The sequence below is a fragment of the Pseudoalteromonas sp. J2K-J031 genome (assembly GCF_058197095.2).
Map to the genome: position 1 here is coordinate 186,848 of NZ_CM200280.1, position 16,885 is coordinate 203,732.

Consider the following 16,885-nt stretch of genomic DNA (forward strand, 5'->3'; position numbering starts at 1 on the left):
TTGTATGACACACAGCTTTATAGCTGCGGCATTGATAAAAATGTTTGTACCAAATAATTGTACGAAAACGTCAATACTCAGATCAGGGTTGAGCGAGGATATGGATAAACTGGCCTCTAGTTAAATCACCACAGCATGAACTACCAGTGAATAATTAACCTGAGCTCTGGATAATAAATTTATCTCCAGCGGCCACTTTCAACGCTAACCGCGTTGAAAGTGGCCGGCTACAGACTTGAAAAAACATTTACCAATTCAATATCAATACGTTAGTAAATCTCTTAACCAAAGTTCAGGATAATTAAGACAAAAAATCCAATATCATTTCTGATATTGGATTTTTTACTACGACACACGTTCATTTTATTAAGAGTTATATAATTTCTAACCCCAAAAAAAGTGTGTATGACTGGGTGCTTATTTTGTTAAGTCATCAAAAAACTTTTTCACACCATCAAAAAAACCTTGCTCTTTTGGTCTATTTTTACTGGTATTGCTTCCCATGCTTTCTTCAAGTTCACGCAATAATTCTTTTTGGCGCTCATTTAAATTAACCGGAGTTTCAATCACAACCTTACAAATTAAGTCACCAATTGCACCACTTCGCACAGATTTAACACCTTTGGCGCGTAAGCGGAACATTTTATCAGTTTGACACTCTGATGGAATTTTTAACTTAGCGCGACCATCTAAGGTCGGCACTTCAACATCTCCACCCAGTGCTGCCGTGGTAAAACTGATTGGTACTTCACAGTACAAATTATTACCATCGCGTACAAAAATAGCATGTTCACGAACCGAAACTTGTACGTATAAGTCACCAGCAGGCGCACCATTGAGTCCGGCTTCACCTTCGCCTGATAGACGAATACGATCACCCGTATCAACACCAGCTGGAATTTTCACTGATAGGGTTTTAGTTTTCTCAACTCGACCTTGGCCATGACATTTATTACATGGATCTGATATGATTTGACCACGACCGCCACAGGTAGGACATGTTTGCTGAACAGCAAAAAAACCTTGGCGCATTTGTACTTGGCCAGAACCATGACATGTACCACACGTTGTTGGTTTTGAACCTGCTTTAGCACCACTTCCATCACATGGATCACAAGAAACCCAAGTAGGAACTTTTATTTCAACACTTTTACCACGGACAGCTTCTTCAAGACTTAAATCCATGTTGTAGCGTAAATCGGCTCCACGTTGTTGACGAGATTGACGACGACCACCACCACCAAAAATATCACCGAACACATCACCAAAAATATCACCAAAGTCCCCTTGACCACCGCCAAAACCGCCATGTCCACCACCTTGTTCAAATGCAGCATGGCCATATTGATCATAGGTTTTACGTTTTTGGCTATCGGTTAAAATCTCATAAGCTTCTTTCACTTCTTTGAATTTAGCTTCAAGATCTTTATCACCTGCGGTGCGATCAGGATGGTATTTCATCGCTAAACGTTTATAGGCCTTTTTGATGTCTCGTTCGCCGGCATCACGCTCAACACCAAGTACTTCATAATAATCGCGTTTTGACATAATTTACAACTCTACCCTAGTTCGTCCCGAAGGCATTTGGCTTATCTAGCCTCATTACCCAAGCTTAGATGTGGGTAAAACAGCCTTTTGTTCATATTTTAAATAGACTAAGGGCGCATTAGACCTTACAGCCTACGCGCCCTGAATATAAAACGATTATTTACCGTCTTTTACTTCTTCAAACTCAGCATCTACAACATCATCATCTTGTTTTGCAGAAGATTTTTGTTGTTGCTCAGCACCACCAGCTTGTTGAGCTTGTGCTTTAGCTTGCGCAATTTCCATCAACTTTTGCGACTTTTCCATTAAAGCTTGTGTTTTAGCTTCAATTTCCTCTTTGTTATCGCTCTTAATTGCTGTTTCAAGCTCAACTACCGCAGCTTCAATTGCCTCTTTGTCTGCTGCTGGTAAATCATCACCTGCTTCTTCTACTTGTTTACGTGTACCATGAACAAGTGCATCAGCTTGGTTACGAATGCCAACTAATTCAGCAAACTTTTTATCAGCTTCAGCATTGGCTTCAGCATCACGGATCATCGCTTCAACTTCATCATCTGATAAACCTGAGTTTGCTTGAATAGTAATTTTTTGCTCTTTACCTGTATCTTTATCTTTTGCAGATACATGTAAGATACCATCAGCATCAACATCGAAAGTTACTTCGATTTGCGGTGCACCACGTTGCGCAGGACGAATGCCCTCAAGGTTAAACTGACCTAGTGATTTGTTATCGCTAGAACGTTTACGCTCACCTTGTAATACATGGATCGTTACTGCTGATTGATTATCTTCTGCAGTCGAGAAAGTCTGAGATTTCTTAGTTGGGATCGTAGTATTTTTCTCAATCAGCGCCGTCATTACTTGGCCCATAGTCTCAATACCTAACGATAATGGACATACATCAAGTAATAATACGTCTTTAACTTCACCAGCAAGCACACCACCTTGAACCGCAGCACCCATAGCGACTGCTTCGTCAGGGTTAACGTCTTTGCGAGGCTCTTTGCCAAAGAAATCAGCAACTGCTTTTTGCACCATAGGCATGCGTGTTTGACCGCCCACTAGGATGATGTCGTTTATTTCGCTTACTGATAAATCAGCATCTGCAAGTGCTTTTTTTAGTGGCTCAAGTGATTTTAATACTAAATCTTCAACTAAAGACTCAAGCTTAGCACGTGATAATTTCACGTTCATGTGCTTAGGACCTGTTGCATCGGCTGTTACATACGGAAGATTAACTTCTGTAGATTGTGCTGATGACAATTCGATTTTAGCTTTTTCTGCTGCTTCTTTAACACGTTGCATTGCAAGCGGATCATTTTTAAGGTCAATGCCTTGATCTTTCTTGAATTCAGTTACTAAGTAATTGATTACACGGTTATCGAAATCTTCACCACCTAAGTGTGTATCACCGTTTGTAGCAAGTACTTCAAACGTTTGCTCACCTTCAACATCATCAATTTCAATGATTGAAATATCGAACGTACCACCACCTAAGTCATAAACTGCAACAACATTGTCACCTTGTTTACGTTCAATACCGTATGCAAGTGCAGCTGCTGTTGGTTCATTGATAATACGTTTAACTTCAAGACCCGCAATACGACCTGCATCTTTAGTTGCTTGACGTTGTGAATCGTTGAAATAAGCAGGAACTGTAATTACCGCTTCAGTAACTGGCTCACCTAAGTAATCTTCTGCCGTTTTTTTCATTTTTTTAAGAACTTCAGCAGAGATTTGTGGTGCAGCACGTTTTTCACCGCGTGCTTCTACCCATGCATCACCATTGTCAGCTTTAACAATTTTGAATGGCATGATAGCGATATCACGTTGCACTTCATCGTCTTCAAAACGACGACCAATTAAACGCTTAATCGCGAATAATGTATTTTGAGGGTTTGTAACCGCTTGGCGCTTTGCCGGTTGACCTACTAACGTTTCACCATCAGCTGTATAGGCAATGATTGAAGGAGTTGTACGGTCGCCTTCCGAATTTTCAATTACGCGTGGCTTACCACCTTCTAATACAGATACACACGAATTCGTTGTACCTAAATCGATTCCAATAATTTTACCCATGAATCTTCTCCTACATCAAAAAACTTTGTTAATTCGGTTGTTGACTAGTTAATAGGGGTGGGCTGGTTTGAATTCAATAGCAGATACTAAATTTTTTTTAAAAAAAGTGATTTTTTTACGATTTAAGCCATTTAAAGTTTCAAAAGCGTTATAAGTGATGTTTTATTAGGCTTATATTTGCACCACAATCTGGTCTGACCTTTTTGTTTTGTGCTATAACAATACCTCTTTTTAGTATTGTAATGAGAACAATATGCTTTTTGATCAACTTTTATCCCAAGTCGATGCTGCAGACGCCGATACAGCACTCCAATTCCCAAGCAACTGGTGTCAAGGTCGTACTGCTTTTGGCGGATTGTCTGCCGCTTTACTACTGCAAGCGGCGAAAAAAAAATTAACAGATAACTTTCGCTTACTGTCTATGAGTACAAATTTTGTTGGCCCTTTAATTGCTGAACAAGATTTTACCATCGAAGTCGAAGTACTCAGACAAGGGAAAAGCTCTTGCCAAATCCTGGCCAAAGCAATTCAAGATAAGCAAGTATGCGTGATTGCCCAATTATGCTTTGCTATCAATCGCTCATCCACGCTCGCAGTTAATAATGTCGATATCATGTCGCTAGATAAACCAAACAAAGATCGTGTTATTGGACATAAAAGTGGGATCACTCCTGAATTTTTTCAACATATTGACTTAAACCCCCAACAAGGCGCACTGCCATTTTCTGGAGCTACAACCCACAATCTCGGTGGTTGGATGAAGTTTAAACACGCTCCAGCTCATTTATCTCCAAGCCATATTTTAGCGCTGACAGATTCTTGGCCACCCACTATGCTGCAAATGTTTAAAATGCCAGCACCAGCCAGTTCAATGTCTTGGTATATTGAGTTTTTAGTTGAACCACAACTCGACGCCGATGCATGGATTGGTTTTGAAGCCATCACACATCACAGTTCCGATGGTTATGCAATTGAGGATGCAAAAATTTGGTCTGAACAAGGCCAATTACTTGCACTTTCAAGACAAACGGTTGCTATTTTTGCTTAATAAACAAGGCCCACCTTTTTAGTGGGCCTTGTTTGCTTTTACTTTTACTTTTTAATGCGCTCTAGTCGGACTAAGCTCGCTCCCACTAAACCTAGCAACATCAGCCATAACGAACCACCCGATGAACTTTTATTACTCTCAGGTGGAGCAATCACAACTGGTGGTGCAACATCATCATTATTAATGGTAATTTCGATTTGCTGGTTTTCACTTGTAACGTTTTCGCCTGTAAGTTTTATCGTAAATGCACGTGCACTATCAACTTGAGTATTGTCTTTAATTGTTACAGTAACTCGGTGAGTAGTTTGCCCTGCACTGAGCGTAATGGTTTGTTTAATCGCATCAAAGTCAGTGCCCGCAATGGCTGTGCCATTAAATGATTCAATTGAAAAAACCAACTCATCATCACTGCCATTAATTCGTTGAATTGTTAATTCGACTACACCCACATTTTCGCTCACCGATAGACTGGTTTGCTCAAAACGAACCTCGCCACGTACTTCATTATCCACCAACGTCACTAATAGCTCATTTTGTGAGACTGCATTCTCACCAGACAAAACAACTTTAAACTGGCGTACGGCATCAATTATTTGATTATCATTAATTTCAATAGCTAATTCTTTTTGTAGCTCACCGCTGTTAAATATGATTTGACTATTTGAGAGTGCCTCATAATCAACACCTTCAACTGCGCTAATAGCCACGATTTCGGCAGTCACCACACTGTTGGTGCCATCATCAAAATTACGAGTTACTAATACCTTCAGCGTGCCACTTTCTTCTTTATGTGCAACTTCAGTTAACTCGAAACGCACTTTTGCAGTGTTAGGAACAGCTTTACCAGAAAAATAATCAAGGTAATTACTCATCACAACTTGTTGTAAACTGGCGGGTATTTCACTAAAACGAGCCGATGAAGCAATCACTTTCCCTGCACCTACTCGATTTGCTACTGCAACATCAAAACCGGCGCCTTCTACTTGCCAAATAGATTGTGCATCACTGGTGCTACTTACTAACTCGGTAAATAAAATATAATCATTGGTATAGTCAGGTTCGTATTCTAAGCCAAAAACTACGCTATTTTCAGCACCCACTAATTTAGCTGCATCTTGTGACCATTGCCCTGATTTATTTATTTTAACGTTATTAGAAAACAGCTCAAACCCACTGCCATTAGCCCAATAAAAATCGAAGTTTTCATAAAAAAGATTACCTCCGGCATTAATATAATCATTGATACGCTGAGCTTGAACATCAGTTAAGCTTTCATCTGCTGCAGTGTTGTCCATAAATACCACAGGCACTTGGCTAGGATTAATAACAGGGAAGTCTTTAATACTAAAAACCGTTTTGCCATTTTTTACTAAATTTTCAGCCATTAGGCTTGCTGAATTACCTTGGCTTAGGTTTACAACTAAGTGTGCTTCAGATACAGGCAAATTAACCACTTGCATTGCAGTCACATTTTTAAGGTTCGTTTGCGTTATTACTGAAGCTGATATTTTTTGTTCACCAAAACCGAGCTCATTGCTTTTAATTATAAATTCGTAAGGCACTGAACTGTCTTCAGACATGAATTTATCATTAATGTAAAACGACACTGACGTAACCGGTGCGCTTGATGTGATTTGAGCCGTTACTGTTTGTTCGCTATTTAGCACTGAAAAAGGTTCTATTCCAATCAAGTTAATATTTGGAATATCAGCAATCTCTGCTGAAAAACTAATATTTTTACCCGATTTGGTAATTTGTTTGATCTCAACACCAGAGCCTTTTAAATAGCCTTGGCTATTGGGTAGGGAGGTAGTTGTAAACTCTTTTCCAGGCTGATAATAATCACCACTCTCGGCACCGAGATTATTTTCTATTTGCTCCAAACCATCCGCTTCCATTAAACGAATAAGCTTATTATCAGTAACACTATTATTTTTTACAAAGCCATAATCATGCGTTTGTGCATCAACATGCCAAATGAGGAGTCCTGATGCGGGCAATCGCTTATCATTAACTTGCTGATCGCGATTTTGCACGACAAAATATTCTGAAAACGGTTTATCAATTGTCAGTTCTGGCATAATTATGAGTGCATCTTCGGTGCTACTGCTTGGTTGCAAAGTGATTTGCTTTTGCCCAGCACCCAAAACTTGAGGCGTGATCCAGCCTAATACAAACTTTGAAAATGCCCCATGGTCGCCCCATGTACCATCCATCATGTCAAGACCACCAGTGCCACCATCTGGCCCAATGTCAGGATCATAATCATAAAAGTCAGGTAAACCTAAACCATGGCCCGTTTCATGAATTAATGTCAGAGGGTCAAATTCATCTGTTGCATTATTTGAACTTAACCATTGCCAAGAAAAGGTACCAAGCTGTTTATTTGATAATAAAAAGTCTGGGTCGTAGATTGAACTTTGCCATCCCCACCATAGTGTTGCCCACTCACCTATTTCGCCAGTCCATACAACAGAAAAATAATCGATGTGACCGTCGTTATCGTTATCATACTGACTAAAATCATGGCCTTGATCAGCATAATGGCGCAATGCTTCTTTAATCATTTCATTGGCATCACTCGATTCACTATAGCTTGAACGAGGTTTACTGATACGATACCAACCAATTACATCACCTGTAATATTGAGCTTGTTGTAAGATGAACGTTGATAAAACTTAGTTAAGCTTTCATTTGGGTAACGCTCAGCTAATCCTTCACCGTAAATATGATTTGCTATTACGTCTTTTGTTTGATGCTCAGGAGCTGGTGCGTCTGAAAAGTCTAACAACAAAGTAAATGTTTTAACTGTGCCCTCAGAAGGCAGCCCACGGTGCCAATCCAATTTCGTCGAACTTTGGCTTGAAGAATCATGAGCGTTGCCATGAAGTTGGTTTTTTAACTTTTGGTTACTTTGATGCAATAGGTGTGGTGCAATTTTAAAATTACCAAATTTTTGAGCATCAGTAATTCGCTGTTCAAGTTGGCCATTTAAACGATATTTTTCAATTTGTTGCTTGGTGGGTGGCTGCATTGCAGATACAGAAAAGCTCAAACTGAAAAATAGCAATAAGCTATAGTGAATTGTGCGCATTTTCATCCTGATAACTCCTAAAATAGTTAATTGATCATTGCTAAAGTCGCCCTATCACGCAACAAATTTGATACTTTACTGTTAACTGATGTAAACAAAACTCTTATAATTTTGTCGAACCATTCAATATTTCACCATACTCTAATGATTGTTTAAATTGAGACAAAGAAAGATTAAATTTATCTCTTAGCGTTTTATCTTTGAATGCCATTGGTCTAGCTGATTGGCCAAAGATGGGGAATATTGAAACTTCATCTACCATATGTGTTTGTTTATATTCGTTTAAATAATATTCGAATACTCTTTTTTCTATCACAATAACATCAACCCACCCTTTCATTAGGTGGTCAATCTGAGCTTTTTGATTGACAACCTCATCGTAACTTTTCATTTTATGTATTGATAATGAAAAATTTTTACCTAAAAAGCTGGCCGCATTCTGAAAAGCAAAAACACTTAAACCATTAAAATTTGCAGGCGAACGAATTTTAAAATCTTTATGTTTTAAAGCAATCGCAACATTTTCGTAAAAAAGTACAGGGGAGCTGTAATAAATACCCTCCAAATTCTCAGGAGCATTCATGGTCATATCGACATCGCCATTGAGTAATGAGATGACCATACGTTTATTTGACATGAATTCAACATCAAAGGAACCTAAATTTCCAAGATTAAACGTACGCTGAATGATAGACAGTTGTATGCCTTTTCCACTCGATTCAATGACATATGGAGGGATATAAGCCGTGGTAGCTAATATTAATGGCTTTTCAATCCGTTCAAATGAGAGTTGCTCTGCATATGAACTCAAAGTAAAAACAATAAAAAATCCCAAAATCAAACGCATAAACCTGACTGTCTCATCCATTGCAATCAGGTTTAACGACCTGATAATTAATATCGATAAAGTATAGCTTGAGTAAACAGATATACTATATGGATAAAAAAATCATCAGGAGATGATTTAATTAAACAGTGCCATTATCCCTCAAATGAACGTCTAATTCTTTCAAACTCAAGAGCTTGTGATTCAATTTTACTATTTTCAGCTAACAACAATTCTGCTTGCACTAAATTGTTTTGTGATAAATCGCTAATATTTAAAATATTTTGGCTAATTTCACCTGCAACCATACTCTGCTCTTCTGATGCTGTAGAGATTTGTATTGCTAAATCTGAAATATCACTAATGGCATCATAGACAGAATCAATCACAATTTGAGTCTGTTTGGTATCTTCTACACAACTTTCAGCCGATTGTTTACCTTCAGCCATTACTTTTGACCAAGCAATTAGTGTACTTTGAATTTCGGTAATAGAGCTGTGAATTTGCTCAGTGGCGCTGCGTGTACGGCTAGAAAGAGCGCGTACCTCATCAGCAACAACGGAAAAACCTCGGCCATGATCGCCAGCTCTTGCGGCTTCTATGGCTGCATTTAAAGCAAGTAAATTTGTTTGATCAGCAATGCCCTGAATTTCTTGCATTATTCCACCGATTTTCTCCGCCTCTTCTGACAACTGCTGTGCTGAATTTGCAGATTTTGCGACTTCGATAGCTAAAGCGGACACCTGATTCATCGTTTTTGTCATGGCAAGTTTTGCGCTATTACAAGACGCTTGTGCTGACTTTGATTTCTCAGCCGTGGTAACAGTATTACTGGCAACTTCTGTTATTGTTGCGACCATTTCCTCAACAGCGCTCGATACTTGATGTAGCTGATCCGATTCATCTTGTACGCCTACAATTGTTGAGTTTGCTGCATTATTTAGTAAGTGCGTTGCACCACGTAACTTTGCGGCATTATCTTCTAGTCGACCTAAAATAGTATTCACTTTTGCTTCATTTATTTTAATGTGAAAGTCGGCATAACTATGAGCACTGCTACCACTAAAAATATAACGCGACACACTGTCGTAACGCTGTGCTAATTGACCAAAATATTGCGGTGTTTTAAATAGCTCTTGTTGATAAACAAAATAAAAAATTATCGGTAAACATAAAACAATCCATGGAAGTTGAAACGACCCATAAACAGCCAAAATACTGAGCAAAGCACTTAGCATATGTTTTTGCATTAAGGTTAAAGTTGGAAGTTGGCTTTTTTCAGCTTGTAAATTAGCATACATTTTTATCGCAGTTTGCTTAAACTCAGGTTTTAATACTGTTCGTACTGATTGAAAACCAGTTAATTTGTTATTTTCATACATCGGAGTAACAAACGCATCAACCCAGTAATATCTGCCGTCTTTGCAACGATTTTTAACAGCGCCTCGCCAAGGTCTTTCAGCTTTTAAACAGTCCCATAAATCTTTAAACGCCGCTTTTGGCATATCAGGATGACGAACGATATTATGATTTTTACCAATTAACTCATCAGCAGAATAACCCGCTACGCGACAAAAGCCTTCATTAGCATAGGTAATGATACCTCTATGATCTGTCACTGATATCAGTTGTTCATTAGCATTAAAAACAACTTCTTCATTAATAGTTGTTTGATTACGACGCATAGTAAGCCTTGAAATATGAGAATAAGCGACACCCAAACAATACAATTAAAGCGCAACATCATTAAAGAGGAAACTGTCACTATAATTACGAAAATGGGCACAACTTGTTGTTAAACAGACGAATATTCAAGTATGGAAGAGTATTGTGAAAAAAACAATAAGACAAAGGAACAAACAATGATTCTAACAAGTTGATTTATCTTTTAAATATTTAAAATTTATTTCAATTGTTTACATTAAAGATTTGTTGAATTTTCTTTACTAGTAGTTCTATCCCTTCAATTTTATTTGGCAAAATCATGACGCTGTCATCACCTGCAATCGCAGCTAAAATCTGTAGTTTTTTATTCTGCTTTTCAATAACACGCGAAATAATATCAGCCGCTCCTGGTAGAGTTTGCACCACAACTAACACTTCATTATGGTGCACAGCTATCACTAACTCCGCAAGTTCTGTATCAAGCGTGGGCATTATTAATTCACGCTGTAATACATACACAGCCTGACCTTGCGAATTTTTAAGGCTCACCGCACCTAATTGATTTAAAATGCGGGAAATTTGGGGCTGGCTAACATTATCAAAGCCCCGTTCAGACAAATAACAGGAAAGTTCATAATGGCTTCTTACTTGCTCATTATTCAGTAATTCTTTAATTGTTTGTATCAACGGGCTTTGCTTTTTCATTTGTTATTTATTCATTGCATTAATTAAAAAAGCCGAAATTTTAGCACCTTCACGTAACGTATTGTCAGAACTAACTTTACCTTGCAAAGAACTGTCAGTAAAAGGTGCTATTTCCATCATATCGGCACCGGTGATCGGAAACTCTTTGGCAAGTTCAGCTAAAATCAGTAACGATTCATCAGGTGTCATACCATCGTATTCAGGTGTACCTGTTGCCGATGCAAACGTCGCATCTAAGGCATCTATGTCAAAACTGACATAGAGCTCATCAACCTTGTCCGCTTTTAACTGCGCAATGACCTCTGCAACAATCGCAGCAGCACCACGTTCACGGATTTCATTAGCCCAATGTTGTTTAATACCAAATGTTGATTCCCAATGGGCTTTTGGCTTACCACTTGAGCGGATCCCAAATTGAATAAGATGCTGAGGGGCTGGTAAAAACTCTAGGATATGTGTACACCAAGAGCCAAAACACAAATCAATACCTAAACGCTCAACAAGCAGATCGGTATGAGCATCAAAATGAATAATGGCGGTGCGGATCCCGCGATCACGCTTTGCTTTTAAATACGCTTTAGTTAATGGATAGCTAATTGAATGATCGCCGCCGATCCCAAATATACCTTTTTCGGGAAATTGGTCGTAAAAGTCATCACAAATATCTTCTGTAATAGAAAGCGGACTAACCGGATAGGCATGCTCTGCGCTTTGATAAAGCGCTTTTTGACAATTTTCAATCGTTGCTTCATTAAGATACTTATCGTGCAACAAGTGAGGAATAACACGGATATCACCTAAATCAAAGCTAACGGCAGCTGGTTGCTGTTCAATTAAAGTACTTCGCAAAAAAAGCGGGCCCCAGTTTGCACCACGTAATATACCACCACCACAATCTGAGCTTATGCCTAACATCACGGCTTTGTGCGGGCTTTGAGGTAAGGTTGCTAATGAATCAAGCCACAAAGCTTGGATATTATCAGTTTGGCCAAATAACGTTTGATGTAACGCAGCTTTTCGCTCTTGTGCAGTATTGACAGTAAAAACACCATTACCCGGTGGACATAAACATTGTGAAAATTTTGCTTTAACTTCTTGCCAATTACGCTTCATACTACGTCTCCAAATGTGCGACTTATTTAAAAATAACGACGCAATTTAACCTGCGCTGTGCGACTATTTATGCAAATCTAAAACAAATAAACTTTATTTTATTTTATTTACAATTTCGTTAAATTGGTTTTATTTTTAATTTTATTAAAAGGATAAACACTTAACTCAAATCAAATTAACTATTTAAAAACATAAAGTTAAATAAAAAGTGTTTGAAAAACCTTACGCCTTTATTATCAATAAAAGCCATCAATTGTTAGCCTACCCAAGCAATATATCTAATCGTTCATGAAGTCAAACCGAGTGACGTTGTGCTTTTTTCGTAAAATGATTTTCTATTCGCAATCTGTGCATAAACTTCTAAAAATCAATTTTATAAGTAAATCAGTTATAAAGACTTAACATAAGGGTGATATTGATAATAAAAAAATATGTTCTAGAGTTGATTATGATACTTTTATGACCAAACCAAGGAGTGGATATGTCTATCAAACGTGCTTTTATCCTTTTGTCGACTTTAATTTTAACCGCAATGATGACAATGGGAGCGTTACTTTGGAACGAAACTGGCGAAATGGCTTTACTTGGTCACGATTTAGCCCTAAGTAAAGAGCTCAATAATGACATGTTGATGTTAAGGCGACATGAAAAAGACTTTCTGTTGCGAAAAGATCCCGCCCAAGTAGATAAATTCAATCAACGCCTTGCCATAATGGAAACACATATTAACCTTTTAAATCAAAGGCTAAGTTATGCACCAACCTTACAAGAAAAATTAAATAAGGCATCGGCTGAACTTGCCGATTACAAAGATTTGTTTAGTCAATTGGTCGAACTCGATTACACAATTGGTCTAACAGAACAGCAGGGATTGCGTTTGGCTTTTAATCAAGCCCAGCAACAAATGCATCAACACATAGCACAAAGCCAAGACACGACTGCAATCGCAAATATGGTAAAACTAGTTTTGCTTGAAAATAACTTTCAAACAACACTCGATTTATCAGTTAAAGATAAAGTGAATCAAAAATTTACTGTAGTGAAACTTGCTATCGATGATACTAATTACCCCCTTTCAGCATCCCTTGCACAATTTGAACGCACTACAATTGATTTAGCAGAAGCCCTCAAAAAAAGAGGTCTTAATGAAACCAGTGGTTTACGCTCAGAATTACGAAGTAGCATTCACCAAGTTGAAGGAAACATTAATAATTTAGCGGGCGATTTAAACAACACCATCAGTCAAACTCTCACAGAAACGCGCACCCGAGGTCTGTCGATTGCAGCGGTATTAACTATTTTTATTGCAAGCTTATTGTTGTGGCAAACCTATCGAATTATCAATCGCTTAAAACATGCAAACAAGAAAATGTACGACATTAGTCATGGTGGTGGTGATTTGACAAAACACATTGATATCGATGGTAAAGATGAAGTCACCGAACTTGCCCATTGCGTGAATGAATTTATAGATACCACCGCTGATATAGTAAGAGAAATTAAACACAAAGGTGAAACTGTTGAATATGGCGCTCACCATTCGGTGGAGCTAACAAAACGTTCTCAACAAGCAATTGAAGATCAAAAAAACAATACACTTGCGGTTAAACAAGCTGTGAGTGAGCTCGTTCAGGCTGTTGAGCTTATTGCTGAAAATTCTGCATCAGTTCAAAGCAGTGTCAGTCTTGCCGATGAAAATATGGATAAAGGTTCCACCATTATGACTCAGGCCTCAAAAGATATGAGTGTATTAATGGGCCATATTAACCATAATGGTCAGCTAATGGGTGAGCTTAGTAAAGCCAGCGCTGAAATTGAAAATGTAACCAGCGTTATTCGAGAAATTACCGAGCAGACAAACTTATTAGCGCTTAATGCGGCCATTGAAGCAGCCCGAGCAGGAGACACAGGAAGAGGGTTTGCCGTGGTGGCAGATGAAGTTAGAACCCTTGCCAAGCGCACGCAAACATCCACCGTTGAAATCGAGAAGATGATTGCTAGGTTGCAACAACTCGTACAAGAATCTCAAGAGGCGATGAACACAAGTTTAAGTTTGAGCGATCAGATGAATCTCTCCATCACCTCAGCGCAAACAAGCATGACAGATAATAAACACTCGATGGATCAAATCCGCCAAATGGTGATGCAAATCGCAAGTGCTACTGAAGAACAAATGTACACAGTTAAAGGTGTTGAACAAGCTACTGCAAATATTTCGGTCAGTGCTGAACAACTTTTTGTGGATTCTTGTGATAACTGCTCAAACTGTGAAACATTAGAGCGCGATGCTCACAAAATGCGTGAAGATGTTGCAAAGTTTATCGTTTAATTTGTACTCGTTCAGTGTTTAATCAGCCTTTTTAACCATAAAAAGGCTGTTCCTCGATACGCAGCCTAAAACTCATACTCTAAAGCAATTCTAAAACTGTGATCTTTGCCTTGATGTCCAAGCTCACTAATAAACCCAGCTTCCCATTTTAGCTGTTTCAATCCACTAAAACGTTGTAACCCCATAAAGCCTGGGCCCAGGCCAAAAAAGTCCTCACCCATGTAAAGTTCAATTGAAGGTTGAAATTGCGGTAACCAACGATAGCGGTATTGTGCTCGAAACTCCGTTTCAATTTCATCAGCAATAGTGTTACCCCATTCGTATATTAAAAATAAATTCATGGTTAAGCTGGTTTGATACATCTCTTTTTCAAACAATAATCCTGTCGTCATTTCCCAATTATCAACTTGGTGTTGTTTTTCTAATTCGAATAAAGCGCCCCAATCGGCCCAATATTGCCCTTGTTCAACCAATTGCCAACGCACTTCCACTTCGTATGCATGCAAACCATAATTATCATTCTTATCGCGCTGGCCGATTAAATAACCTTCGATAGCGACATTATCACTGACCGCATAGCCATATCCGATACGCTGAAATAACAAGTTAGCGTCATCATTTTGTCTTGATAATAAACGCCATTCAAATTCCTGCTCATTGGGCATAACGTAGGGGTGATATACTTTATCAACCACCATACCAAACTTGTGGGTCATGGTCATAATACGATCCCCAGGCACTGGCATTGTTACCCAACGCTTCTGCGTTTTGCATCACACAGCACCTTAAATGGCACAGCATATTTACGTAATATGGCTCGTACTTTTTCAGTGCCACTAAAACATAAAAAACGAAAGTCGGTTTGATATAATGCAACCGCAACCGTCATAAAAAGGGGCACGGTAGCATGTTGATTGAGCGAAAATAAATTACCAAGTTCAGCAATTTGACATCGCTTGACGCAGCTATTGCTATGGATTACCCCCTCAATAGGTACACTTAAGTACTGCTCAATAAAAAGAGGGGAACGTGCACGCCCTAACCCTAATGCAGCACCTTTATTTAAAGGGTCGAAATGCACTAATAAAGGCAAAAAACTCGTTAATTGCGCTGCATAAGCATCATAAAAACCCATCGCTACAAATTGTTCAATTGCACGCCGAGCAGGTTGATTCTCAAAAGCAGCACAAAGACGCAGTGGCTCTTGTGCTGCTCTTAAACTAGAAAGAGCTGATTGGGCAATAAGTGTATTCATAATAAGTACCTCTTTTTCTATAACAAAAGAGTATTCAGAACACCTTAAGTGAATCTTAAGTAAATTAAGCTTTGCTAAAAAAAACAGTCCATAAATGCTAATCAACTGAAAAATATATATTTAATTAATAAAAAATATTTTATCTTTTCTTAGGCGGACAAAGGTCCTGTACTCAAAACGTGCTTACTTTTAAAAGTATGTCTCTCATAGTGACCTTGTTTATCAATTTGATTAACAAGTCTAAAATACAATCACATGCGCTGTTTTTGCTTTTTATCGTATGTTTTAAACTGGCTAAGTTTCTTTAAAACAGTGCAACGCCTACATCAACCCCATGACGACAACTATTAAGGGCTCAGTATGAAAACGGTTTTTCACCTAGGTTTAACCCCAGATGCTATTGAAGGCGCAACCCTTGCGATTATTCCTGGGTGCCCAGATCGCGCCGGACGCATAGCAGCACAACTTGAGAATTCACGCTGCTTAGTAAAAACACGCGAGTTTCATGCCTACATTGGTTTATTATCATCAACCCCAGTTGTTATTTGCTCTACTGGGATTGGCGGACCATCAACATCTATTGCTGTTGAAGAACTGGCCCAACTTGGGATCCGTACTTTTTTACGTATTGGTACAACTGGTGCCATTCAACCTCATATCAATGAAGGTGACATATTAATTAGCCAAGCATCAGTCAGGCTTGATGGTGCTAGCCAACATTTTGCTCCTTTAGCCTACCCTGCTGTGTCAGACTTTTTTGCAACTCAAGCAATGGTTAAAGCCTGTGACACACTCAGTATCCCATATCATATTGGGATCACCGCATCATCCGATACCTTTTACCCAGGGCAAGAGCGATACGATACTTTTTCGGGTTATGTACCCAAGGCGTTTCAAGGTAGCTGCGAAGAGTGGCAAAAATTAGGCGTCATGAATTATGAGATGGAGTCAGCAACCTTGTTTACCATGTGCGCAGCTTTAGGCTTACAAGCAGCGTGTGTTGCGGGGGTATTAGTTAATCGTACTCGTCAAGAAATACCCAATGTTGACCACCATAGTATTGAGAAAAAAAGTGTTAGAGTCGTACTTGAAGCTGCCAAAATACTTTTAGCTAAATAACCTCAGCTCTGAATAAGAGGTTTTTAAGATTAACAACGGGGCTTGGCGCGTCAATAATGGGCATACTGCAGGTTAATCCTGCACTGTGAGCGTTGAAAATAGC

12 protein-coding genes are annotated in these 16,885 nt (G+C 38.7%); 3 read left to right on the forward strand and 9 right to left on the reverse strand.

Going from position 1 to position 16,885, the window contains the following annotated elements; all coding sequences use genetic code 11:
* Positions 1-417: 417 nt before the first annotated feature.
* Positions 418-1,548, reverse strand: coding sequence for a molecular chaperone DnaJ (dnaJ, locus tag AC3KZC_RS18115; protein ID WP_490579016.1), 1,131 nt, complete (start codon positions 1,546-1,548; stop codon positions 418-420).
* Positions 1,549-1,704: 156 nt separating this feature from the next.
* Entirely contained in the window at positions 1,705-3,627 is a 1,923-nt protein-coding gene (gene dnaK, locus AC3KZC_RS18120; protein ID WP_490579017.1) for a molecular chaperone DnaK, read from the reverse strand.
* A gap of 253 nt (positions 3,628-3,880) precedes the next feature.
* Between dnaK and AC3KZC_RS18125 the strand changes: the two genes are divergently transcribed.
* Positions 3,881-4,675, forward strand: coding sequence for a thioesterase family protein (locus AC3KZC_RS18125; RefSeq protein WP_490579018.1), 795 nt, complete (start codon positions 3,881-3,883; stop codon positions 4,673-4,675).
* A 44-nt stretch (positions 4,676-4,719) separates the two neighbouring features.
* Here AC3KZC_RS18125 and AC3KZC_RS18130 read toward each other — a convergent pair whose 3' ends face one another.
* From AC3KZC_RS18130 to AC3KZC_RS18150, 5 genes are all read right to left on the reverse strand, one after another.
* Positions 4,720-7,776 carry a M6 family metalloprotease domain-containing protein gene (locus tag AC3KZC_RS18130; protein ID WP_490579019.1) on the reverse strand — a complete coding sequence of 1,019 codons (3,057 nt, stop codon included), beginning with the start codon at positions 7,774-7,776 and terminating at the stop codon, positions 4,720-4,722.
* A gap of 97 nt (positions 7,777-7,873) precedes the next feature.
* A complete protein-coding gene (locus tag AC3KZC_RS18135) occupies positions 7,874-8,638 on the reverse strand; it encodes a substrate-binding periplasmic protein (RefSeq protein WP_490579020.1) in 765 nt (254 codons plus the stop codon).
* 113 nt (positions 8,639-8,751) lie between these two features.
* A complete protein-coding gene (locus AC3KZC_RS18140; RefSeq protein ID WP_490579021.1) occupies positions 8,752-10,281 on the reverse strand; it encodes a methyl-accepting chemotaxis protein in 1,530 nt (509 codons plus the stop codon).
* A 223-nt stretch (positions 10,282-10,504) separates the two neighbouring features.
* Positions 10,505-10,966, reverse strand: coding sequence for an arginine repressor (locus AC3KZC_RS18145; protein ID WP_490579022.1), 462 nt, complete (start codon positions 10,964-10,966; stop codon positions 10,505-10,507).
* A gap of 3 nt (positions 10,967-10,969) precedes the next feature.
* On the reverse strand, positions 10,970-12,079 hold the full coding sequence (locus AC3KZC_RS18150) for an arginase family protein (protein ID WP_490579023.1): 1,110 nt from the start codon (positions 12,077-12,079) through the stop codon (positions 10,970-10,972).
* Positions 12,080-12,560: 481 nt separating this feature from the next.
* Here AC3KZC_RS18150 and AC3KZC_RS18155 point away from each other — a divergent pair, with 481 nt between their 5' ends.
* On the forward strand, positions 12,561-14,408 hold the full coding sequence (locus AC3KZC_RS18155; RefSeq protein ID WP_490579024.1) for a methyl-accepting chemotaxis protein: 1,848 nt from the start codon (positions 12,561-12,563) through the stop codon (positions 14,406-14,408).
* Between the two features lie 65 nt (positions 14,409-14,473).
* Here the strand turns inward: AC3KZC_RS18155 and AC3KZC_RS18160 are convergent, their stop codons facing one another.
* Both AC3KZC_RS18160 and AC3KZC_RS18165 read right to left on the reverse strand, forming a co-directional pair.
* On the reverse strand, positions 14,474-15,130 hold the full coding sequence (locus AC3KZC_RS18160; RefSeq protein WP_490579025.1) for a hypothetical protein: 657 nt from the start codon (positions 15,128-15,130) through the stop codon (positions 14,474-14,476).
* A gap of 26 nt (positions 15,131-15,156) precedes the next feature.
* Entirely contained in the window at positions 15,157-15,663 is a 507-nt protein-coding gene (locus AC3KZC_RS18165) for a thermostable hemolysin (RefSeq protein ID WP_490579026.1), read from the reverse strand.
* Positions 15,664-16,023: 360 nt separating this feature from the next.
* On the opposite strand from AC3KZC_RS18165, the gene udp reads away from it, so the two are divergent.
* Positions 16,024-16,782 (forward strand): uridine phosphorylase, encoded by a 759-nt coding sequence (gene udp, locus AC3KZC_RS18170; RefSeq protein WP_490579027.1) that lies wholly within the window; start codon positions 16,024-16,026, stop codon positions 16,780-16,782.
* The last annotated feature ends 103 nt before the right edge of the window (positions 16,783-16,885 follow it).